This is a genomic window from Amycolatopsis aidingensis, assembly GCF_018885265.1.
Taxonomy (GTDB): domain Bacteria; phylum Actinomycetota; class Actinomycetes; order Mycobacteriales; family Pseudonocardiaceae; genus Amycolatopsis; species Amycolatopsis aidingensis.
This window is the reverse complement of record NZ_CP076538.1, coordinates 5,165,269-5,189,173: the sequence shown is the minus strand read 5'-3', so window position 1 is coordinate 5,189,173 and position 23,905 is coordinate 5,165,269. Positions and strand designations below refer to the sequence as shown.

9 protein-coding genes are annotated in these 23,905 nt (G+C 73.0%); 4 read left to right on the top strand and 5 right to left on the bottom strand.

Annotated elements, in window-relative coordinates:
- Positions 1-28: 28 nt before the first annotated feature.
- Together KOI47_RS23660 and KOI47_RS23655 are read left to right on the top strand one after the other, a co-directional pair.
- Positions 29-1,642 carry a glycoside hydrolase family 13 protein gene (locus KOI47_RS23660; RefSeq protein ID WP_216207499.1) on the top strand — a complete coding sequence of 538 codons (1,614 nt, stop codon included), beginning with the start codon at positions 29-31 and terminating at the stop codon, positions 1,640-1,642.
- 115 nt (positions 1,643-1,757) lie between these two features.
- On the top strand, positions 1,758-3,950 hold the full coding sequence (locus tag KOI47_RS23655) for a discoidin domain-containing protein (protein WP_232376197.1): 2,193 nt from the start codon (positions 1,758-1,760) through the stop codon (positions 3,948-3,950).
- A 50-nt stretch (positions 3,951-4,000) separates the two neighbouring features.
- Here the strand turns inward: KOI47_RS23655 and KOI47_RS23650 are convergent, their stop codons facing one another.
- Complete coding sequence (locus KOI47_RS23650; RefSeq protein WP_216207496.1) at positions 4,001-5,011, bottom strand: LacI family DNA-binding transcriptional regulator; 1,011 nt, start codon at positions 5,009-5,011, stop codon at positions 4,001-4,003.
- Between the two features lie 82 nt (positions 5,012-5,093).
- Positions 5,094-5,318, bottom strand: a complete 225-nt coding sequence (locus tag KOI47_RS35850; RefSeq protein WP_232376970.1) for a hypothetical protein — start codon at positions 5,316-5,318, stop codon at positions 5,094-5,096.
- Between KOI47_RS35850 and KOI47_RS23645 the strand changes: the two genes are divergently transcribed.
- Positions 5,217-5,477: a GntP family permease gene (locus KOI47_RS23645; RefSeq protein ID WP_232376908.1), complete on the top strand. Its 261-nt coding sequence runs from the start codon at positions 5,217-5,219 to the stop codon at positions 5,475-5,477. The two genes, KOI47_RS35850 and KOI47_RS23645, sit on opposite strands and share 102 nt — an antisense overlap.
- Here KOI47_RS23645 and KOI47_RS23640 read toward each other — a convergent pair.
- From KOI47_RS23640 to KOI47_RS23630, 3 genes are read right to left on the bottom strand one after another with little or no spacing between them, the layout of a single operon-like run.
- Positions 5,371-6,288, bottom strand: coding sequence for a methyltransferase domain-containing protein (locus tag KOI47_RS23640; RefSeq protein WP_216207493.1), 918 nt, complete (start codon positions 6,286-6,288; stop codon positions 5,371-5,373). The genes KOI47_RS23645 and KOI47_RS23640 overlap by 107 nt on opposite strands.
- On the bottom strand, positions 6,285-12,023 hold the full coding sequence (locus tag KOI47_RS23635; RefSeq protein ID WP_216207491.1) for a non-ribosomal peptide synthetase: 5,739 nt from the start codon (positions 12,021-12,023) through the stop codon (positions 6,285-6,287). Before KOI47_RS23635 ends, KOI47_RS23640 begins: the two co-directional genes overlap by 4 nt.
- Before the next feature lie 42 nt (positions 12,024-12,065).
- Positions 12,066-22,697 (bottom strand): non-ribosomal peptide synthetase, encoded by a 10,632-nt coding sequence (locus tag KOI47_RS23630; protein ID WP_216207488.1) that lies wholly within the window; start codon positions 22,695-22,697, stop codon positions 12,066-12,068.
- Positions 22,698-22,827: 130 nt separating this feature from the next.
- Here KOI47_RS23630 and hppD point away from each other — a divergent pair, with 130 nt between their 5' ends.
- Entirely contained in the window at positions 22,828-23,895 is a 1,068-nt protein-coding gene (gene hppD / locus KOI47_RS23625; RefSeq protein WP_216207485.1) for a 4-hydroxyphenylpyruvate dioxygenase, read from the top strand.
- The last annotated feature ends 10 nt before the right edge of the window (positions 23,896-23,905 follow it).

Here is a 23,905-nt window from a genome sequence, read left to right as displayed (position 1 = left end):
CGGCCCATGACTCAGGGAGGACTCCACAGTGCGTGAATGGTGGCGAACCGCCAGCATCTACCAGATCTACATTCGCAGCTTCCGGGACGGGAACGGGGACGGGATCGGCGACCTCGCCGGGGTGCGGTCCCAGCTGTCCTATCTGGAACAACTCGGGGTGGACGCGGTCTGGTTCACCCCGTGGTACCCGTCGCCGATGGACGACGGTGGCTACGATGTCGCGGACTTCCGGGACATCGAACCGACCTTCGGCACCCTGCCCGAAGCCGAGGCCCTGATCGCCGAGGCGCATACCAGAGGCATCCGGGTGATCATCGACATCGTCCCGAACCACTGCTCGGACGTACATCGCTGGTTCCTCGCTGCCCGGGACGCCGGCCCCGGATCGCCGGAGCGGTCCCGGTTCTGGTTCCGGCCAGGACGCGGCCCGGACGGGTCGCAGCCGCCGAACAACTGGCAGTCGCGGTTCGGCGGCCCCGCCTGGACCAGGATCACCGAACCGGACGGCACGCCGGGGGAGTGGTACCTGCATCTCTACAGCTCCCGGCAGCCGGATCTGAACTGGGAGAACGAGGAGGTCCGCGCCGAGTTCGCCGACATCCTGCGGTTCTGGTTCGACCGCGGCGTGGACGGCCTGCGTATCGACGTCGCCGACGGGATGGTGAAGGACCCTGCCCTGCCCGATGTCACCGACCCGGACGGCCCGCTGCCGTACTCCGACCAGGAGGGGCTGCACGAGATCTACCGCGAGTGGCGGCGGATCGCGGACGGCTATCCCGGTGAGCGGGTGCTGGTCGGCGAGATGTGGCTCGGCGATCTCGGCCGGACGGTGCGCTACCTGCGTCCCGACGAGCTGCACTCGGCGTTCAACTTCGACTACCTGGTCTGCCCGTGGGATCCCGATCGGTTCCGCCGGATCATCGAGGACACCGTCGAGTCGCACGGCACCGTCGGCGCGCCGCCCACCTGGGTACTGTCCAACCACGACGTCACCAGGCCGGTCACCCGGTACGGGCGGGCAGGCGACACCGGTTTCGACTTCGCCGACCGGTTGCACGGAACCCCGGTGGATCTCCGCCTCGGCACCCGGAGGGCCAGGGCCGCCGCGCTGCTCACCATGGCACTGCCCGGCGCGATGTACCTCTACCAGGGCGAGGAGCTCGGCCTGTGGGAGATCGAGGACATCCCCGACCAGCTGCGGCAGGACCCGGTGTTCGAGCGGACCGGGCACGCCGATCCGGGCCGGGACGGGTGCCGGGTCCCGCTGCCGTGGGCGGGTACCGCGCCCCCGTTCGGTTTCAGCCCCGAGGGCGCGCACAAGGAGCCCTGGCTGCCGCAGCCACGGGTCTGGGCGGCGCACACCGTCGAGGCGCAGCTCGCCGAGCGCGGCTCGACCCTGGAGCTGTACCGCTCCGCCCTGCGCATCCGGGCCGAGCGGGTGGCCACCGGCGGTCCGCTGCGCTGGCTGGAGTCCCCGCCGGGGGTGCTCGCCTTCGCCAGGGACCCCGGGTTCGCCTGCGTGGTCAACCTGTCCGGGGAGGCGGTGCCGCTGCCGCCGCACGAGTCGGTGCTGCTGTCCAGCGGGCCGCCGGTGGGTGACCTGCTGCCGCCGGACACCGCCGCCTGGTTGCACACCCCCTGAGCCGGCCGCAGATACGGCGAAAGGAGGTGCCACACCGGCCGCTGCCCCTCACACCATCCCCACCCTGCAAGGAAGGTGACACAGCGAAGTGTTGACGATACCCAAGAACGGAAAGTTGACTGCCGGAGCCGCCTGCGCGGCGCTGGCCGCCGGACTCCTCTTCGCGGTACCGGCCGGGGCCGAACCCGCGGCACCCCGCCCGGCCGCACCGGACTGTGCCAATGTGGACGCGGGCGCCGAGGTGCCGTTCTTCGAGATCGAGGCCGAGTGCGCGCGGTACCAGGGCACGGTGATCGGTCCCGACCTCACCCAGGCGAGCCTGCCATCCGAGGCATCCGGCAGGCAGGCCGTCCGGCTGTCCGGCACCGGGGACCATGTCGAGTTCACCCTCACCGAGCCCGCGAACTCGTTGAACCTGCGCTACAGCGTGCCGGATGGTCACTCCGGCACCCTTTCGGTGTACGTCAACGGGGACAAGCTCGGCGAGCGGCTCGCGGTCACCGCGAAGTACTCGCACCTGGAGACCCCGTTCATCTACGGCAGCAAGATCCACCATTTCTACGACGAGAGCCGGATGCTGCTCGGGCGGGAGCTGGTCGCAGGCGACCGGGTCCGGGTACAGGTCGACCCCGGGGACAACGCCGGACCGTACACCGTGGACCTCGCGGACTTCGAACAGGTGCGGGAACCGCTTCCGGCCCCGGGGGACGCGCTCCCGGTGACCGGTTTCGGCGCCACTCCCGATGACGGTGGCGACGACACCGCCGCCTTCCGCACGGGCATCCAGCAGGCACGTTCCTCCGGAAGGCCACTGTGGATCCCGCCGGGCCGGTTCGAGATCGGCAGTGCGCTCCAGGTCGACCAGGTCACCATCCGTGGTGCCGGGCCGTGGTACTCGGTGTTGCACGGCGACAACGTGTTCAACAACAACCATGCCACCGGCGGGATCGAGCTGCGTGACTTCGCCATCTTCGGCGAGGTGACCGAGCGGGTCGATTCCCGGCCCGCGAACGGCTTCCACGGCGTGCTCGGCACCGGATCGACGCTGTCCAACCTGTGGATCCAGCACACCAAATGCGGGCTGTGGCTGATGAACGGCGCCACCAGGGACCTCACCGTGGAGAACAGCAGGTTCATCGACCTGCAGGCGGACGGGATCAACTTCGACGGCAACGTGAAGAACTCCACCATCCGCAACAACTTCTTCCGCAACACCGGAGACGACGCGATCGCGCTGTGGTCCAACGGGGTTTCCGACTCCGGGGACAGCATCGTGCGCAACACCGTCGTCCAGCCGAACCTGGCGAACGGGATCGCGGTCTACGGCGGGGAGAACAACTCGGTGGTCGGCAACCTGGTGCGGGACACCAACGCACTCGGCGGCGGGATCCACATCGGCAACCGGTTCAACGCCACCCCGCTGACCGGGACCATCCTGGTCGAGGACAACACCACCGTGCGCGCAGGCGCGCTGGACCCGAACTGGCAGTTCGGCGTCGGGGCGCTGTGGTTCGACGGCCGGGACAGCGCGTTCTCCGGCGTGGACATCGTGGTTCGGGACAACCGGTTGATCGACAGCCCGTACGAGGCGATCCAGTTCATCGACGGCAGCGGGCAGGGCAAGCCGATGGGCGGCGTGCGGATCGAGGGCGGCAGCATCGAGGGCGCGGGCACCTTCGCGGTGCAGGCGCAGACCGGCGGCACCGTCACCATCAACAACCTCACCGCCACCGGCATCGGGGTCACCGGGTCGTACAACTGCCCCTATCCCAGCGACCGGCAACCGTTGACGATCAACGGCAGCGGCAACACCGGCTGGGACGGCACCTGGACCGACTGCTCCAGCTGGCCCGAGCCGGGCTCCGGACCGCCACCGGAGCCGGGGCCGGAGGAGAACCTGGCGCTGCGCAGGCCGGTGACTGCCAGTGGCAACGTCGGCGGCTACCCACCATCCGCCGCGGTGGACGGCAATGCCGACAGCTACTGGGAAAGCATCAATGGCGCCTTCCCAGGGACGATCACGGTGGATCTCGGCCGGGTGACCGAGGTTGGCCGGATCGTGCTCGCCCTGCCGCCATCGTCGGCCTGGCCCGCGCGCACCCAGACGTTGTCGGTACTGGGCAGCGCGGACGGGCAGCAGTACACCACGCTGGCAGATTCGCGGGGATACCGGTTCGACCCGGCGACCGGGAACACGGCAACCATCCAGGTGCCGGCGAGTGAGCAGCGCTACCTGCGGTTGCGGGTCACCGCCAACACCGAGTGGCCTGCCGCGCAGGTGGCGGAGTTCGAGGTCTACCGCGAGTGAGGGGAACGGGTGGTGCGGGCCGGCCCTGCTGCGGCCCGCACCACCCCGCCTCAGCCCTTGGGCGCCCGGGTGGTGGAGGAGCGGACCACCAGTTCCGGCGCGAACAGCAGTTCCTCGGCGGGCAGCTCCGCGCCGCTGATCTGCTTGACCAGCATGGCGACCGCCGCCTGACCCATCGACTCGATGGGCTGCCGGATGGTGGTCAGCGGCGGATCGACGCTCTGCATCAGCGCCGAGTCGTCGTAGCCCACGATGGAGACGTCCTCCGGCACCGAAAGCCCCTGCCTGCGCGCAGCCCTGATCGCGCCGAGCGCGAGCGGGTCGCTGGCGCACAGGATCGCGGTCACTCCGCGGCGCAGCAGCCTGCCAGCGGCCGCCTGCCCGCCCTCCACCGAGAACATGCCGTGCTCGACCACGGCCGTCGCCGCATCGCCGTCCGCCCTGGCGAGCTGGGACCGGAATGCCTCCAGCTTGCGCCGGGACGGGACGTGGTCGGCTGGCCCGAGCAGCAGCCCGATCCGCTCGTGCCCCAGCGAGCGCAGGTGCGCCATCGCCTGCTCGACGGCGAGCGCGTCATCGCAGGACACCTGCGGGAACCCGAGGTGCTCCACCGCCGCGTTGATCAGCACGGTGGGCAACCCACGGTCGTGCAGCCGATGGTAGTGGTCGTGCACGGCATCGGCCTGCGCGTACAGCCCGCCGGAGAACACCACCCCGGAGACGTGCTGCTGTAGCAGCAACTCGACGTAGTCGGCCTCGGAGACGCCGCCCGCCGTGCGGGTGCACAGCACCGGGGTGAAACCCTGCTGGGCCAGGGCGTTGCCCATCACCTCCACGGAGGCAGGGAAGATCGGGTTCTGTAACTCGGGCAGCACCAGGCCGACCAGCCGGGCCCGCTCGCCGCGCAGCTGGGTCGGGCGCTCGTACCCGAGCACGTCCAGCGCCGTCAGCACGGCGGTCCTGGTGTTCTCGGAGACCCCCGACCGCCCGTTCAGCACCCGGCTGACCGTCGCCTCGCTGACTCCCACTTTCGCCGCGACTTCGGCAATTCTACGCACCATGACTGCAAGTATGGAACAAAGCGGTGCAAGTATCGAGCATTTTCGTCGCAGCGTACGTGGTGGTGCCGGTTACGGTAGGGCACTATTGCAAGGTATCGAGCACGGCGCGGGTGAACTCCTCGGTGCCCGCGGGAGCCGCCGAGGTCAGTTCGATTTGGTCGCCGCGGTCCTGCACATCGCGCTGGGCTCGATCTCGGTCGCCGCGATCACCGCCGCAGGCATCCTTGCTCCGCTGGCCGGAGGGCTCGGGGTGGACCCGGTGCTGATCGCGCTGGCAGCCGGTTCCGGCGCGCTGTTCGTGCCGCATGTCAGCAGCAACTTCTTCTGGATGTTCCAGACCTGCTGGGGTAGTGGCGTGGTCAGTCCCTGCGCAGGATGTAGCACTGGAACAACGCGTGCCCCGATGGTGTGGCGGCCGAACGCTGGAGCACCCGCAGGCCGGACATCTCGCACCACTGGCTGCTGATCAGGATCGGGGTGTGCCCGAGCAGCACGAGATAGCCGCCGGGACGGCAGCGGCTCGCCGCGGCGGCGAACAGCTCGTGCGCCTGGCGGGTGCCGACCACGAAGGCGTTGAGGTGCCTGCAGATCACCAGATCGGCCTCGCCCTCAGGGATGGCCGGGCTGATGCTGTCGCCGCAGTGCACCTCGTCCACCCTGGACCGGGCGTGGGCCACCATCTCGGCGCTCAGGTCCTGCCCGATGGTGCGGATCGCGGGAAACCGGCTGCCGACGGCGGCCAGGAACGCCCCGGTGGAACACGCCGCGTCATAGGCGCGGCCGCCACCGTCGAAGCCGAGCCGCGCGAGCCGCTCCGGAACGTACTCGCGCAGCACCGACTCGGCATGGTCGAGCTCGCGGACCAGCTCCTCGGTGACCTCCCAGCCACCCGCCTCGGTCTCGGCCGCCGCACGGATGCGGTCGCCGAGCTGGGCGTAGGGATGGTAGAGGTCGGCCATCGGGTCGGCGACGGCCTCGGCGAACAGTTCGGCCTTCTCGGACTCGGCCAGTGGCCGGTAGAACACGGCAACGTGGTCCTCGGCGACCTGCTCCCGCTCCGCGACCCCCAGCAGCATATGCGCCTCGACCAGGCCGCACTTCAACCGCTCGGCAGGCAGGCCGGGGCGGTCCGGGCCGGGGAAGGCGGCCTCGGTCTTGCGGCCGAGCAGCCGCATCCCGCGCACGGAGAGGAAGAACAGGTCGTACGGCTTGCCCTCGGCGAAGGTCTCCACCGCCCGCTCCAGCGAGCGCCGTTCGGTGCGTGCCGGGGCGGTCATCGGGCATCACCGAGCGCGCGCCGGATGGCAGCCGCCGTGCTGGGCAGGTGCTCGGGGTCGAACAGCCGCTCGTGGGTGCCAGGAACGGGCTGCACGGCCAGCCCTGGCAGCAGGGCGCGGTCCCAGCCGCGCGGCCGCGCGGCCCGGTCGGCATCGGGATCGGCTGCCAGCAGCCATACCCGGCCCGGATAGCCTGCGGGCACATGCCTGGCGGCGAGGGATCCGTTGTGCAGCAGCTCCTCCGCGATATCGGCGCCCTCGGGGGAGTCCACCGCAACGCCCAGTTCGGCCAGCCGTTGCCGGATACCGGCCCTGGGGTCGCCGGTCTGCGCGGAGGCGTTCAGGTTGTGGCTGTCGATGAGCAGCACATCGGACACGATGTCGCCGTGCGCGTGCATCTGCCGGGCCATCTCCAGCGCCACGACCCCGCCGAAGGACCAGCCGCCGAGGCAGTACGGGCCCTCGGGCTGGAGGGTGCGCGTCCACTCCACGTAGCGGGCGGCCATCTCGGCGAGGCTGCCGAAGCGATGCTCCCGCTGCCCGAAGCGGGGATTGGAAAGGGCGTGCATCCGCCACTCGGGCAGCAGCGGAGCAAGCCCCTGGTATGGCAGCGCCAGGCCCTCGCCGGGGTGCACCAGGAACAACGCCTCGCCGGGGGCGTCCGGGTTCAGGGTGTGGATATGCCGGGAGCCGGAGCCCGCGACCGGACCGAGCAGCTGTTCGGCCAGCCCGGCGACCGTGGGCGCCTTGAGGATCTGCGGGACATCGCAGCGCATCCCCTCCGGCAGGTTCGCGCGCAGGGTGCGCAGCAGCCGCACCACCAGCAGCGAGTGCCCGCCGAGGGCGAAGAAGTCGTCGTGCGCCCCGATCTCGCTGACCCCGAGCACCTCCTCCCAGCAGCGGGCGATCAGCCGTTCCAGCTCGGTGCCCGGCGGGCGGGAGCCCGTGGCCCCCGCTGCGGCGCCGCCGTCCGCCAGCTCGGCCAGCCTGCGCTGGTCCAGCTTGCCGTTGCTGGTCAGCGGCGGTGACTCGAGCACAACGAGCTGCCCGATCATCCAGTCCGGCAGCCGTTCACCCAGCCACTGGCGCAGCTCGCCGGTGTCCAGCACGGCTCCGGAGCGGCGCACCGCGAAGGTGGTGAGCGCGGACTCGCGGGCGATCGTGACGGCCTGCCGCACCGCCGGATGGCCCTCCACCGCACGGTCGATCTCGGCGGGCTCCACCCGGTGCCCGCGTATCTTCACCTGCCGGTCGTTGCGGCCGAGGAACTCCAGTTTCCCGTCCGGCCGCCAGCGGGCGCGGTCGCCGGTGCGGTAGAGCCGACCCGCGCCGAACGGGCTGTCCGGGAACCGCCGCGCGGTGAGCTCGGGGTCGTGCAGGTAGCCCGCGCCCAGCGCGATACCGGTGAGGGCCAGTTCCCCCGTGCAGCCGATGGGCAGCTCGCGCAGGTGCGGGTCCACCACATGGGTTCCGGTGTTGTCGATCGGCCGCCCGATCGGCACCCGCTCCGCGTGGCCGTCCCCCGGCTCGCAGGTGTGGTGGGTGACGCTGATCGAAGCCTCGGCCGGGCCGTAGGCCTGGTGCAGCCGCGCGGGCAGGCCGGACTCGGCGAAGGCACGCACCAGCGCGGGTGTCACCGCCTCCCCGCCGGAGAGCACGTGCCGCAGCTCCTGGCAGCCGCCCGCCTTGGGCCCGTCCAGGAAGGCGGCGAGCAGGGTCGGCAGGAAATGCGCGACGGTCACCCGCTCGGCGATGATCGACTCGGCCAGCTCGTCCGGGTCGAGCACGGCCTCGGGCGGGGCCATGATCACCGTGCCGCCGTGCGCCAGCGGGAAGAACACTTCCCACAGCGCGATATCGAAGGCGGTGCCCGCGGTGGCCAGCACCCGTGGCGGCTCCGGGGTGGGAAACGCCGTGCCGGACCACACCATCCGGTTCACCATCCCGGCCTGCGGGGCCAGTACCCCCTTCGGGGTGCCGGTGGAACCCGAGGTGTAGACCACGCAGGCGTCCGTGGACGGGTCGGCCGAGCCCGTGCCGCCGGTGGCAGGCTCCGCCGGTTCGGTCACCGTGCCCGCCGGGTGCAGCACCGGCCAGGCCGCGAACTCGGCGGGGTCCACTGTGGTCACCACCGCGCGCAGCCCGGCGTCCCGCGCGATCACCTGCCGCCGCGCAGGCGGGTGCTCCGGGTCGAGCAGCACGGGCACCGCGCCGCACCGGTAGCAGGCCAGCAGGGCGCTGGCGTAGTCCAGGGAGCGGGGCAGGCAGACACCCACCAGGTCGCCGGGGCCCGCCCCGGCCGCGGTCAGCCGCTCGCCGAGGGCGCGCGCCAGCGTGTCCAGCTCGGCGTAGCTGGCCACGGTCTCCCCGTCCACCACCGCCGGGGCATGCGGGGCCGTCGCGAGCCTGCGGGTGAACAGCTCCAGCAGGCTGCGCGCCGCGGGCTCCGCACCGGTGCCGCCGGTCCACTGCTCCAGCAGCGCCCGGTCCCGCCGCGGCAGCACCTCCAGCTCGCGCAACCGCGCGCCGGGCCGGCCGCAGAGCTGCTCCATCAGCAGCTGGAAGGTCTCGATCAGCCGGGTGACCTCGTCCTGGGTGAAATGCGTCGTGTCGTAGTTGAAGTGGAAGGCCAGCCGCTCCAGTGGCAGCACGATCAGGCCGATCGGGTACTCGGTCTTCTCCTGTGCGTGCCGGTCGATCACCTGGATGCTCAGCTCGTCCTCGCCGGGCAGGTTGTCCTCGGGGTAGTTCTCGAAGGCCACCAGGCTGTCGAAGATCCGTTCCCCGGACAGTTTCCCGCCGCTGCTCCACGACTTGATCTGGGCGAGGGGCACGTAACCGTGCGCCGCGGTGGCGGCAAGGTCGTGGTGGATGGCCTCCAGCAGCTCGGTCACCGTGCGCTCCGGGTCCAGCCGGATGCGCAGCGGCACCGTGTTGATGAACAGGCCGACCATGGTCTCAGACCCCGCCAGCTCCGGCGGGCGCCCCGCGATGGTCAGGCCGTGCACCACTTCCTCGGCACCGGTCCGCAGGCCCAGCAGCATGCTCCAGGCCGCCTGGGTGATCGCGTTGGCGGTCACGCCGTGCTCGCGGGCGGCCTCGTTGACCTGCCGGGTCAGCCGCTCGGAGAACTCGTGCACGATGGTGTGGAACAGGCCCTCCCGGTCGGCCGGGGCCTCGGAGAACGGCACGGGGGACAGCTGCAGCAGGTAGTTCCGCCAGAACCGCTCGGAGTCCTCACCCTGCGCGGACCTGGCGCGGATCCAGCGTACGTAGTCCCGGTAGGGCCGGCAGGGTTCGAGCCGGATGTCCTCGCCCCGCGCCAGCGCGTCGTAGATCCGGAACATATCGCCCCAGATCAGCGAGAGGCACCAGCCGTCGAGCAGGATGTGGTGGTGGCTCCACAGCAGGTAGTGCCTGCCGCCGCCGAGCCGGACCAGGGTGAGCCGGTACAGCGGGCAGGCGTCGAGGCCCAGCCCGGTGTCCCGGTCCTCGGCCAGCAGCTGGTCCAGTAGCGCGGGATGGCTGTCCGGATCGTGGCCGGACCAGTCCAGCACCGTCCACGGCGGCTGGATGTCGGAGCGCACGTACTGCAACGGCTCGGCGAGGTCCTCCCAGACGAAGCCGGTGCGCAGGATCTCGTACCGGTCGGCGACCCGGCGCCACGCCTCGCGCAGCGCCTCCTCGTCCGCCCCGCCCACCAGCTCCAGCACGTTCTGGTTGAAGTAGGCGTCGGAGTCCGGCCAGTACAGCCCGCGGAACAACATTCCGGCCTGCATCGGGGCCAGCGGGTAGACATCGACCACACCGGGCCGGGCCCGCACCTCCGCCAACCGCTCCTGGTCGATACCGGCCAGCAGCGTCTCCTCGCCCGGTTCCTCGGCCGCGGGCTTACCGGTGGCCGCGTCCGCGGCGGCGGCCATCCCGCGGATGGTGCGGTGGTTGAAGATATGCGCCACCTCGAGCCGGATGCCCTGGCCCTGTGCCCGCGCGGCGAGCCGCATGCTGGACACCGAGTCGCCGCCGGTGCGGAAGAAGTCGGCGTCCACCCCGGGCTCAGGGCCACCGATCAGCTCAGCCCACAGCCGCGCCAGCGCCCGCTCGGTCGGGGTTTCGGGCGCTGCCGAGGACTCGGCGGTCACCGTCACCTCGGGCAGCGCCGCCCGGTCGACCTTGCCGGATGCGCTCAGCGGCAGGGTGTCCAGCCACACCAGCTCGCTGGGCACCTGGTAGGCGGGCAGGGCGGCGGACAGCCGGGCCAGCACCTCGGTGCCGGCCCGTTCCCGCTCGTCCGTGGTCTCCGGGCGGCCGGAGACGAAGCCCACCAGCCGCCGCGCCCCCTCGGGGCCGCGCAGCACCACCGCGGCCTGCCGGATCAGCTCCGACTCCAGCAGGGCGGCCTCGATCTCGCCCAGCTCGATCCGGAAGCCACGCAGCTTGACCTGGCCGTCCCTGCGGCCCAGGTACTCGATGACGCCGTCCGGCCCGAACCGGGCCCGGTCCCCGGTGCGGTACAGCCGCTCGCCGGGCGCACCGAACGGGTCCGGCGCGAACTTCTCCGCGGTCAGTCCCGGCCGCCCGAGGTACCCGATGGCCACGGCCTGCCCGCCGATGCACAGCTCACCCTCCGCGCCGACCGGCAGCGGTTCCAGGTTGTCGTCGAGCACGTACATCCGGGTGTTGTCGATCGGGGTGCCGATCGGTACGAAGGGCCGCTCGTCACCGGCTTCCACCGGCCAGTGGGTGACGTCGATGGTGGCCTCGGTGGGCCCGTAGAGGTTGTGCAGCGCGCAGTGCGGCAGCCTGCGCAGGAACTCCTCGGCCACCGGTTTGGGCAGCGCCTCACCGCTGGAGATGGCCACCCGCAGCGAGTCCGCCTGCCCGGCATCGGGAACGTCGAGGAACGCGGGCAGCAGGGAGGGCACGAAATGCAGCATGGTGACGGACTCGGCGCGGATCAGCCGCACCATGGCCGCGGCGTCCCTGCGCGCCTGCTGCGGGGTGATCACCAGGCGGGCGCCGGTGATGAGCGGTAGCAGCTGCTCCCATACCGAGACGTCGAACCCGAAGGAGGTCTTGTGCAGGATCACGTCCTCCGGCCCGACCCGGTACTGGTCGCGCATCCACAGTAGACGGTTGACCAGGCTGCGGTGGCCGACCGCGACGCCCTTGGGGCGGCCGGTGGAGCCGGAGGTGTAGATGACGTACGCGGGCAGGCCGGAGCCGGGGAACGTGGCAGGCCGCACCCGGTCCTCCGGCGGCTGGTCCAGCAGCAGGGTGGTGCCGGTGTGCCCGTGCGGTTTCTCCTCCCGCGCGGCGGTGTCGGTGATCAGCACGTCCGCACCGGCGTCGGCGAGCAGGAACTCCAGCCGCTGGGCCGGTTGCTCCAGGTCCAGCGGCAGGTAGGCGGCGCCCGCGTACAGCACGCCGAGCACCGCGACGATCCGCTCGGTGGACGGCGGCAGTGCGATGGCCACCACCTCGCCTGGCCGCACACCCAGCGCCGCCAGCCGGGCCGCCAGCGTGGCCGCCGCCGTGTCCAGCTCGGCGTAGCTCAAGGTGGTCCCGGCGCAGGTGACCGCGGGCCGCTCGCCGTGCTCGGCGGCCTGGCGCTGGATGAGCTGGTGGATGCCCACCTGGGCGGGGAAGTCCCTTGCGGTGTCGTTCCACGCGGCCAGCTGCGCGGTGATCTCGTCGGCGTCGTCGGCGAACAGGTCGCGCACGCGGAGGGTCACGGTGTCCTTCTTCCTTCGGCTTCCCTGTGTCTTCGGTGGGAGTCACGGGCTGTCGGCGATGCGTTCCAGCAGCCGGGTGAGGCGGCGCAGCAGCCCGTCCGCCTCGGCCGTGGTCAGTGCGTGGTCGGCGTAGGTCAGTTCGAAGGTCAGCCGCTCGCCGGGCAGCACGGTCAGCGAGACGGCGAACTCGGTGCTCTCCACCGCGCGCACCACCCGCAGCCGCCCGTGCTCGCCGAGGGCCTGGCCGGTGCGGTCGCCCGGATAGTTCTCGAACACCACGATGCTGTCGAACAGCGCGTCCGCGGCGCCGGACCAGGTGCGGATCCGGGACGGCGGGTGGGCGGCGTGCTGGTATGCCTCCACCAGTGCCTGCTGTACCTGGCCGAACAGCGCGGTCAGCTCGCCGTCGGTGTCCACCCGCACCCGCAGCGGCACCGTGTTCAGGCACAGCCCGACCAGCTGCTCGGCACCGGTGACCTCCTCCGGCCGCAGCGACATCACCACCCCGAACACCAGGTCCTGGCTGGCGCAGCGCTGGCCGAGCAGCAGCGACCAGCCGGCCAGCACCACCGAGTGCAGGGTGGTCCTGCTGCGCTCGGCCAGCCGGGTCAGCTCCGCTGTAGCCGCCGGGGAGAGCTCGGCGGTGGCCAGCGCGGCCGAGCCGCCCTTGCCCGCCCGGCCGATCCGGGTCGGGGTGGCACCGGCCAGTGTCGCGCGCCAGAACCGCTGCCCGGCCTCTTCGTCCTGAGTGGACAGCCAGGACAGGTACGCCGCGTAGCCGGGCCGGTTCGGCGGGGTCCAGGCGCGCCCGGCCGTCCGCGCGGTGTAGGCCCGCGCGACCTCGGCAAGCACCAACGGCAGGCTCCAGCCGTCGAGCAGGATGTGATGGTGGCTCCACAGCAGCCACCGGCCCGCCGTGCCGCCGTCCACCCAGTGCCAGCGTTGCGCCCCCGGCTCGGCCAGGTCGAAACGCTCGGCGCGGTCGGCGGCCAGCACGGCGTCCAGGTCGGCCGCGGAACCGGTGTGCCTGCGCCAGTCCGGCTCCGGGGCGGGGCCGATCACCTGCACCGGTTCGTCCAGTCCTGCGGTGGGGAACGCGGCCCGGAACACGTCGGTGTGTGCGACCACCTGCTTCCAGGCCCAGCGCAGCGCCGCCTCGTCCACCTCGCCTTCCACCTCGAACAGCAGCTGCGTGTGGTACGCCCCGGATTCGGGGTGGGCCAGGTGCCAGGCCAGCATCCCCTGCTGCGCGGGGGAAAGCGGCAGCACCGCACCGGTGCCGGGGCGGCTGGTCAGCACCGCGCGCAGCTGCTCCCCTGGCAGGTCCACCGCGGGGAAGTCGGCAGGCACGCTGGCGAGCCCGAACGGTCCATCCAATGCGGACACCAGATCGGCGAGTTCGGTACGCAGTTCCCCTGCCAGCCCGAGCATGGTGTGGCGGGCGAACCGGCCGGTGTCGTACAGCCATTCCAGCCACAGGCCGCGGCCGTCGATCCCGGCGAGCAGTTCGATCCCGCGCGGGGTGGCGTGCTCCGCGGCAGCGTCCGCGCCGACCGCCTGCCGCTCGGCCCTGGAGAACAGGCCCTGCCCGCCGCCACCCGCGGTGGAGCCGAGGTAGTTGACCGCCAGCTCCGGCTCCGGACCGGTGTCGGCGCGCAGCAGGCCGTAGCCAACCCCACCGTCCGGCACCGCGGCCAGCGCCCCGCGGGTGGCACGCAGCGCAGCCAGCGAGTCGTCCACTGTGGACATTTCGATAAGCAGCGGGTGTACGGCGGTGAACCAGCCGACGGTGCCGGTCAGGTCGGCCCAGCCAGGCGGGCCGGAGCGGCCGTGCGTCTCGCGCAGCACCGCCACCCGCCGCTGCCCGGTCCACCTGGCGATGACCCTGGCCAGCCCGGCCAGCAGCAGCTCGTCCACCCGCAGCCGGTGCCGAGAGGTCGCCGCAAGCAGCGCGGTGGTGGCCTGCGCACCGAGCGCCAGTGTCACCGGTTCGGGATCGCCGTCGTCCCCGGCGGTGGCCGGGAGCAGGGGCAGGTCCGCGAGCTGCCCGCGCCAGTACTCGCGCTGCCCCGGCGTGTCCAGCCGCGCCGCCAGGCCGGGCAGGGCGCGGGCGAAGTCGGCGAACGGGGTGGCCGGTTGCGGCAGCCGCACCGGTTCACCACGGGAAACCTGCCGGTACGCGGTGTCCAGATCGGACAACACGATCTCCCAGGATGCGGTGTCCACCGCGAGGTGGTGCGCGACCAGCAGCACCACCTGGCCGCGGTCCTCGCGTTCGGCGAGCAGGGCGGCCAGCAGGGGGCCGTGTTCGATGTCCATGGCCTCGTGCGCTGGCCTGGCCAGCCGTGCGGCCGAGTCCTCGGTGTAGGGCTCGGCCGCCACCAGCACGGTGACCAACGGGTCCGCCTGCCCGGCCAGGTCGGCGTGTTCCCGCCAGCGCTGCCCGTCCCAGGCCGCCCGCAGCCGGAAGGCCTCGTGGTGGGTGGCCACCGCCCGCAACGCCGCCCGCAGCGGCTCCGGCTCGACCCGTTCGGTGGGTTCGGTCAGCACGGCCTGGTTGAGGTGGCCGGGCGCGCGGCCCGCGGTGGCAAGGAACCGGCGCTGTGCCGGGGTGAACCACAACCGGCCGTCGGAGTCGGGGAGCGCGGGTGCGGTGGGCTCCCCGGCCGGGACGGCGGAGGCCGCCAGCTCGGCCAGGGTCGCCGCGCGCAGCACCTGGCCCAGCTCGATGCGCAGGCCCGCGGCCCGCGCCCTGGCCACCACCCGGATCGCGCTCACCGAGTCGCCGCCGAGGTCGAAGAAGTTGTCCCGCGGGGAGATGTGCCGCCCGCCCGCGGCCGGTACCACCTGGGACCAGATGGCGGCCAGGGTGCGCTCCGCGCCGGTTCCGGGTTCGAGGTCCGGTTCCGGCTCGGCCCGCGGTTCGGGGGCGGGCAGCGCGGCCACGTCCAGCTTGCCGTTCACCCCGAGTGGCAGCTCGGCCAGCGGTAGCAGCTGCGCGGGCACCATCGCGCGGGGTAGCCGCTCCCGCAGGGCCGCGCGCAGCTCGGCGCACAGGCCGTCCGGATCGGCCGCAGGATCGGCAGGCACCAGGTAGCCCACCAGGCTCGCCACACCGGCAGGGTCCCGCCGGGGCAGCACCGCGCAGGCCGCCACCCTGGGGTCGGCGCCGATGGCGGCCTCCACCTCGCGCGGTTCCACCCGTACCCCGGCGATCTTCACCTGCCGGTCGGCCCGGCCGACGAACTCCAGGCTGCCGTCGCTGCGGTAGCGGGCAAGGTCGCCGGTGCGGTACATCCGCGCGCCCGGAACGCCCGCGAAGGGATCGGGCAGGAACCGCTCCGCCGTCGCCGCTGGCTGCCCGAGATAGCCCCTGGCCAGCACCTCGCCACCGAGGACCAGCTCGCCGACCACCCCGGCAGGCACTGGAAGGCCCTCCGGGTCCAGCAGGTACACCCGCGCGTTCGGCAGCGGCCCGCCCAGCGGCACCCTGCCGGGTTCGGGATCGGCGGGGGCCTGCCAGTGCGTGGCGATGATCGAGGCCTCGGTGGGGCCGTAGGTGTGGTGCAGGGTGGCGGACATCCGCGCGGCGAACCGGGCTGGCAGGCCGGGGGAGGGGCCCTCCCCTCCGCACACCACGTGCCGCAGGCAGTCCGCCGTCCGCTGGTCGAGATAGTGCTCCAGCAGGGTGGGTACCAGGTGCAGCACGGCCACCCGTTCCGTCGCCACCAGGTCCGCGATCGCGGGCACGTCCCCGTGCCGGTCCTGGTCCAGCACCACCAGCCTGCCCCCGCTGGCCAGCGGGTGGAACATCTCCCACAGCGAGATGTCGAAGCCGACCGCGGCCACCTGCGCCAGCGCCGCACCGGGCCGCAGCGGGTAGGCCTGCCGGGACCACAGCAGCTGGTTGGCCAGCCCGCGCTGGGTGCACTGCACGCCCTTGGGCGTCCCGGTCGAACCCGAGGTGTAGGCCACGTACGCGAGCTGGTCCGGCTCCGGATGGTGGGACCGCACGCCCGTTCCGGCCACCGCGGGACGCAGCTCGGCGATGTCCAGCGCGGGAACCGGGCCGGTGTCCGGGCCGGGCCCATCGGTGAGCACCGCGTGCGGTCGGCAGTCGGCAAGGATCCGCTGGTGCCGTTCATCCGGATGGCCGGGGTCCAGCGGCACGTACACCCCGCCCGCCTTCCAGATGCCCAGCACCACGGCGGGCAGTTCCCGGCACCGGCCCATCCGGGTGGCCACCGGACCCTCCACCGGCAGGCCGTGCTCGCGCAGCCAGGCGGCGACCCCTTCGGCGAGGGCGTCGAGCTCGCGGTAGCTGAGGCTGCCGCCGGAGGTGCTGACCGCGGTCGCGTCCGGGGTGCGGGCCACCCATTCGGCCACCAGGCCGGGCACCTCGGCCGGCCGCTGCGGCAGGGTCCGCCGGTTCGGCTCGACCAGCAGCCGGTGCCGTTCCCGCTCGTCCAGCAGCTCGATCGTGCCCAGCGGGGCGCCCGGCTGCTGCGCCACCCCGGTGAGCAGCCGCGCCAGTGCCGAGGCCAGGTGCTCGATCCCGGTCTGCTCGAACATGTCGGCCGCGCCGCGCAGCTCGACGTCCAGCCCTTCCGGGGTGCGGCGTGCGGTCACCTCGAGGTCGAAGGCCCCCAGCGCCGGGGTGAGTGGTACGGTCCGCGCCTTCAACTGTCCGAACGGGACGGTCTCGGGGGTCGCGGCATCGTCCAGGTCGAACACCACCTGGCTGAGGCCGCGTCCGCTCAGCCCCAGCTGCCGCACGATCCGCTGGGTGGGTACCGAGCGGTGCTCGAAGGCGGCGAGCACGGTGGCGCGGGTGCGGGCGAGCTGGTCGGCGAAGGAACCGGCCGGGTCCACATCCGCGCGCAGCGGCAGCACGTTGACCAGCGGCCCGACCACCCCGGCCGTGGTGGGATCGTCCCGGTCGGCCACCGGCGTGCCCACCAGCACCTCCCGCTGCCCGCAGCAGCGGGCCAGCCAGGCCTGCACCCCGGCCAGCAGGGTGATGAACAGGGTCGCCCGCTCCCGCCGGGCCAGCTCCTCCAGTGCGGCCGCCGCCCGGCCCGGCAGCGGAAGGCGGGCGCGGTGCCGTCCGGAGTCCCGTAGTGTCCCCGGTATCCGCTCGGCAGGCAGCTCCATCCGGTCCGGGGCCCCGCGCAGCGCCTCCGCCCAGAACGCCAGCCCAGCCTCGTCCGGCGGCGCGGCCCGGTCGGCCGCGGCCAGCGCCAGGAAGCTCGGCGCCGGGTCGAGCCCGGCTGGCCGGTGATCGGCGTGGGCGGCGTACAGCTCGCCAAGCTCACGCACCAGCCCGCCCGCGGACCAGCCGTCCGCAGCGATGTGGTGCAGCACGACCAGCAGCGCGTGCTCCGTCTCGCCCAGCCGCAGCAGGGTCCACCGCACCGGGGGAGCGGCGGTGAGGTCGAACGGTTCGGCGACGAGGTCCCGCACCCGTGCGTCCAGCTCGGCCGCCGGCAGGTCGAGCACCCGCAGCGCGGCCGGTGTGCCCTCGGCCGCCCGCCAGCACGGCCCCGCCTGGTCGTCTTCTTCGGTGCCGTCCTCGGTGCCCTCCTCGAGGACACTGCGCAGCAGATCGTGCCGGGCGGTCAGCGCCTCGATCGCCGCGCGCAGCACCGGCTCGGCCAGCGGCCCGGACAGCCGCAGCAGTACCGGCAGGTGGAAGGTGCCCGCCTCGGTGGTGGCAGCCTGCGCCCAGATCCCCAGCTGCGCCCAGGACAGCGGCGCCCTGGACGGCGGGGCCGCCTTGGCCACCTCGGGTTCCGCGCCGGACTCCGCGGCCGCCCATGGCGCCAGTGCCTCGATGGTGGGGTGCTCGAACAGGTCCGGCATCCGCAGCTGGGGGTAGCCCTGCCTGCGCATCCGGCGCACCAGGTCCATCGCCAGCAGCGAATGCCCGCCAAGGGCGAAGAAGCTGTCCCGCACGCCCACCCTGGACACCCCGAGCACCTCGGCCCACAGCGCGCAGGCCGCCCGCTCCCGGTCGTCCCGCGGCGGCTGGAAATCCGCCGCCTGCTCCACGGGTACCGGTGCCAGCGCGGCGCGATCCACCTTCCCGGTCGCCGTCTTCGGCAGTGCCGGGGCCACCGCGAGCACCGAGGGCACCATGAACGCGGGCAGCCGGGCCGCCAGCTCGGCGCGCACGGCCTGACCGTCCACCCCGGACCGGGTGGCGACATGGGCCTCCAGGTGGTCCTCCCTCGCGAGCACGGCCGCCTCGTCCACCAGCGGGAGCGCGGTGAGGGCGCGTTCCACCTCGTCCAGCTCGATCCGGTAGCCGCGCACCTTGACCTGCCGGTCGGCGCGGCCCACGAAATACAGCGCGCCGTCGCGGCGATAGGCCAGGTCACCGGTGCGGTACATCCGCGCGCCCCGGGTGCAGGCGAAGGGGTCGGGCAGGAACCGCTGCGCGGTCAGCCCAGGGTGGCCCGCGTAGCCGCGGGCCACGCCCGAGCCCGCGAGGTACAGCTCGGCCACCGCGCCCTCGGGTACCGGGGCGAGATACCGGTCCAGCAGGTAGGCGCGGGTGTTCGGGATGGGCCCGCCGATCGGGACCGCCGCGTCCGGCCGCAGCTCGGCCACGGTGGCCCCGATGGTGACCTCGGTGGGCCCGTAGGCGTTCAGCAACCGGACTCCTGGCACGTGCCGGTGCCAGCGCCGCACCGCGGCGAGGTCGGCCTGCTGCCCGCCGATGACCATCAGCCGCACCGGATCCGGCCAGGCCAGCCCGTCCTCGGCAAGCGCATCGGTGAGCCGTTCCCAGTAGCCGGTCGGCAGGTTCAGCACGGTCACCCCGCTCGCCGCGCACTGCGCGAGCAGCGCCTGCGCGGAGGTGGCGGCCTCCTGCTCGCGCAGCACCACGGTCGCACCGGCGGCGAGGGTGGGGAACAGCTCCTCCAGCAGTACGTCGAAGGTGACCGAGCAGAACTGCAGGGCCCGGTCGGCCGGGGACAGCCGGTACTCCGAGATCGCCCAGCGCACGTGGTCGGCCAGGGCGCCGTGCTCCACCACCACACCCTTCGGCTCCCCGGTGGAGCCGGAGGTGAAGATCACGTAGGCGGGATCGTCCTGACCGGGCTCCGGCCACGGACCGGAGTCCAATGCGTCTACTGTGGACTCTTGCTCGGCCGGTAGCACCGGAACGCCGAGCCCGGCGAACCGGCCGGTTTCGGCGGTGATCACCCAGCGGGCCCCGCTGATCTCCAGCTGCCGGGCCACCCGCTCATCCGGGTCCGCCGTGGACAGCGGCAGGAAGGCGCAGCCTGCCTGCAGCACCCCGAGCAGCGTCGCCACCAGCGCGGTCGAACGCGGCAGGCACACCCCGACCACATCGCCTGTCCTGCCGCCCGCGGCGCGGATCCGGGCGGCCACGGCATCCGCCTCCCGCAGCAGCTCGGCATAGCTGGTCACGGTGGACCCCGCCAGTACGGCCGCCGCGCCCTGCCGTTGCGCGGCCGCCGTGCGGACGAGCCCCACCAGGCCGGGGGCCTGCGGCCGCACCGGGCCCAGCAGGCCGGCAGGGGGCGCACCCTCGGCCAGCCGGGCCGCGCCGATTCGCAGCCGGGGGTCGGCGAGGAAGTCGGCGAGCATGGCGGTGAGCGCCTCGGCCAGGGTCTCCGCGGCCGTGGTGTCCAGCGTGTCCTGGTTGAACTCCAGCTCGAGATCGATCTCGCCGGCCCAGGCCCGCGCGATCAGGGTCAGGTCGAAGGCGGTGGTCCGCGCGCAGGGGCGCATCGGCTCCGCGGTCACCCCGGGCAGTCGCACCGGCGGCCCCGGGGAGTCCTCCCACACCACCAGGTACCGCATCAGCGGGTGGTGCCCGCTGCCGCGGCGGCGGCCCAGCGCGCCCGCCAGCCGCTCGATCGGCACGGCCTGGTGCTGGTGCGCTGCGAGGACCGACTCCCGGCACTGGTCCAGCACCTCGGCGAAGCGCGGGTTGCCGCGCAGGTCGGCCCGCAGCGGCAGGGTGTGCACCAGCATGCTCACCACGTTCTCCGCCCCCGGCAGGTCCCGGTCGGCGACCGGGGCGCCGACCACCAGGTCATCGGCGCCGGAGAAGCGGTGCAGCAGCACCTGGAACGCGGCCAGCAGCACCATGAACGGCGTGACCCCGTGCTCGGCGCACAGCCCGGACAGCGCGGCCGCCTGCCCGGAGGACAGCAGTCGCAGTGCCCGGCCCGCCCGGTGTCCGTTGTCCTTCCGGTGCCGCCGCCCGACCATGAGGTCCGTGTCCAGCGCGACCCCGTCGAGCCTGCGGATCCAGTAGTCCAGGATCCGCTCCGTCTCCGCCTCATCGGGGCGGGTCAGGGCGGCGGCGGGATGCGCTGGCGGGTCCAGCCGGGGTGCGCGCCTGGCGCGGGCGGCCGCGTACAGCTCGTGCAGGTCGTCCGTGAGCACCTGCATTGACCAGCGGTCGCACACCAGGTGGTGCAGGACGAGCAGGAACACGTGCTCCTGCTCGGCCAGCCGCGCCAGCCGGGCCCGCAGCAGCGGTGGCCTGCTGAGGTCGAACGGCTCGGCAAGCATCTCCTCGGCGGCCTCGGCCACCCGCGCCGCGCGCGCCGCGGGGTCGAGGCCGCGCAGGTCCTCCCTGGCCAGCGGCACCTCCGCGGCAGGGCCGACCACCAGCCGCGCGGGCTCGGCGTCCTCGGCCAGTGCGGCGCGCAGCACCGGGTGCCTGCGCACCAGCCCGTCCAGTGCGGCACGCAGGGCGGGCTCGTCGACCGGGCCCTGCCACCGGGTGAGTACCGGCACGCTGAACAGTCCCGGGCCACCGAGGAACTCCTCCTCGAACAGGATCCTGGCCTGTGCATGCGACAGCGGCAGCTGGTCGGCCGCGGCGCCCACCGGCTGGTGCCGCGGGTGGTGCTCGGCCGCCGCCAGTTTCTCCACCCGCTTGGCCAGCTCCGCCACCGTCCTGGCGCGCAGCACATCGGCGAGGGACAGCCGTACCCGGTGCCGTTGCCAGACGGTGGCCACGGTGCGGGTGGCGATCAGGGAATGCCCGCCCAGCGCGAAGAAGTCGTCCGCGACGCCCACTGAGCCGAGGCCGAGCAGGTCGGCCCACAGCGCGCACAGCTCGCGTTCCAGTTCGGTCCCTGCCTCCTCCCGCGGCTGCTCGGCCTGCCGCGGTGGCTCGGGGAGCGCGGCGTGGTCGACCTTGCCGTTGGGGGTCAGCGGGAAGCGGTCGAGGAACACCCAGCGGGTCGGGATCACCGCCTGGGCCACCCGGTCGGCGAGGTGCGCGCGCAGCTGCGCGGGTTCGGCTCCGCCCTGGACGTAGGCCACCACCTGCTGCCCAGCACCGTTGCCGGATCCGGCCAGCCGCACCGCCGCCCGGCGCACCGCGGGGTGCTGGTGCAACAGCGACTCCAGTTCGGCCGGGTCCACCCGGTGCCCGCGCACCTTGAACTGGTCGTCCAGCCTGCCGAGGAACAGGATCCGGCCGTCCGGCAGCCTGCGGGCCCGGTCCCCGGTGCGGTACAGCCTGCCGCCCGCGGGGCCAAGCCCGAGCCAGTCCGGGACGAACCGGCTGGCCGTCTCGGCAGGCCTGCCGAGGTAGCCCCGGGCCAGCGCGGCACCGCCCAGCAGCAGCTCCCCTGCCGCGCCATCCGGCACCGGCCTGCCTTCGGTGTCCACAATGGCCACCGTGGCGCCGGGCATCTGGCGGCCAAGCGGTACCACATCGGCGGGCTCGCCGGGCAGGCATTCGTCGTGTACCACGGTGATCGTGGCCTCGGTGGGCCCGTAGGCGTGCACCAGCCGGGCGTCCGAACGGGACAGCAGCCGGTCCCGGAGGGAAGGTGGAACCGCCTCGCCGCCGCATACCGCCAGCCGCAGGCCCAGCCGGTCGCCATCGGTCATCCCGGCCAGCAGCTCCGCCAGCACCGAGGGCACCAGATGCGCCACCGTCACCCGCTCGGCCGCCATCAGCTCCTGCAGGTAGGGCACGATGCCGTGCACCCGGTGCTCGGCCAGTACCAGCCTGGCCCCGGCCAGCAGCCCGGCGAGCAGTTCCCATACCGCGATGTCGAAGCCGGGGGATGCAGTGGCCAGCAGTACGTCCTCCTGGCGCAGCGGGTAGGCCCGCTGCCACCACAGCATCCGGTTGGCCAGCCCGCCGTGGGTGGCCAGCACACCCTTGGGCCGCCCGGTGGAGCCCGAGGTGTACATCAGGTAGGCGGCCTGGTCCGGTTCCGGCTCGGGCCACCGGCCGGGCCCTGCGGTCCCGGCCTCGACCGGCACGGTGGGCACCTCGACCGGCGGTGCGGCACCGGACACCACGGCCGCCACCGGCCGCGCGTCGGACAGCACCGCGGCCCGCCTGCCCGCGGGCCACGCCGGGTCCACCGGCAGGTACACCCCGCCCGCCCGGAACACCGCGAGACAGGCCACCAGGAGGTCGAGGCCGTCCTCGACCAGCACCGCCACCGGGCGCTCCGGCCCGGCACCTGCCGCGCGCAGCCGCTCGGCCAGCGCCGCGGACCGCCCGTCCAGCTCGGCGTGGGAAAGGGACCGCTGCCCGCACACGGCGGCGACCCGTTCGCCCCCTTCGGCCAGGACCCCGGCGATCAGCCGCCACATCCGGTCCGGCCGGTATCCGGCCTCGGGTCCCCGCTCCCGGTCCTGCCTGCTGTCCGCCATAGCCCTTTCAGGCTAGGAAAAGTGCTTATCGGCGCTTTATCGTCCGGCTCCGTTTCCGGCAAACCGATCGATAACCCCACCGTCTATAACTGGGCCCAGGAGTGGGAGTTCCACGTCTGGGAGGTCCGCGATGACGGCAGCAGCAGGCAGCGTGTTCGAGAAGGACATGAGCGTCGACCATGTCGTGTTCTATGTCGCCGATGCCGAGGAGGCCGCGGCGGAACTGGTCGAGAAGTACGGGCTCGCCGTGCTCGCGCGTTCCGCCGAGGGCGCCCCGACCCGCTCGGTGGCGGTGGGCCGCGGCGATATCCACCTGGTGTTCACCGAGGCGCTGGCAGGCGATCACCCGGCGGCCCGTTACGTCCGGGCGCACGGGGACGGGGTGGCCGATATCGCGCTGGAGGTGACCGACGTGCGGGCGGCGTTCGCCGAGGCGGTGCGCAGGGGAGCGCGGCCGGTTGCCGAGCCCGCCGAGGCCGAGGGGGTGGTTTCCGCCGCCATCACCGGATTCGGCGACGTGGTGCACACCTTCGTCCAGCGCACCCCAGGCGGTGCCGGGCTGCCAGGGCTGCGCCCCGCAGGCGAGCCCGCGCCCGCCGACACCGGGGTGCGCACGCTGGACCACTTCGCGGTCTGCCTCGAGGCGGGTCAGCTGGAGCCGACCGTGAAGTTCTACCAGGACGTGCTGGACTTCCGGATGATCTTCGAGGAGAAGATCGTGGTCGGTGCCCAGTCCATGGACTCCAAGGTGGTGCAGAGCGCGTCCGGTGCGGTCACCCTCACCCTGATCGAACCGGACACCACCCGCGAGCCAGGGCAGATCGACGAGTTCCTGAAGAACCACGGCGGGGCCGGCGTGCAGCACATCGCGTTCACCACCGCCAATATCGTGTCCTCGATCCGCAGCCTGCGGCAGCGCGGGGTGGAGTTCCTCACCACCCCCGGCGCCTACTACGACCTGCTCGGCGGGCGCACCGAGCTCACCCGGCACCCGGTGGCCGACCTGCGCGAGCAGCACATCCTGGTGGACGAGGACGCCGACGGCCAGCTGTACCAGATCTTCGCCCGGTCCACGCATCCCAGCGGTACCTTCTTCCTGGAGATCATCGAACGGGCGGGGGCACGGACCTTCGGCAGCGGCAACATCGAGGCGCTCTACCAGGCTGTCGAGGTCGAGCGGGCCAGGGCGAGCCACTGAGCGCCTGCCT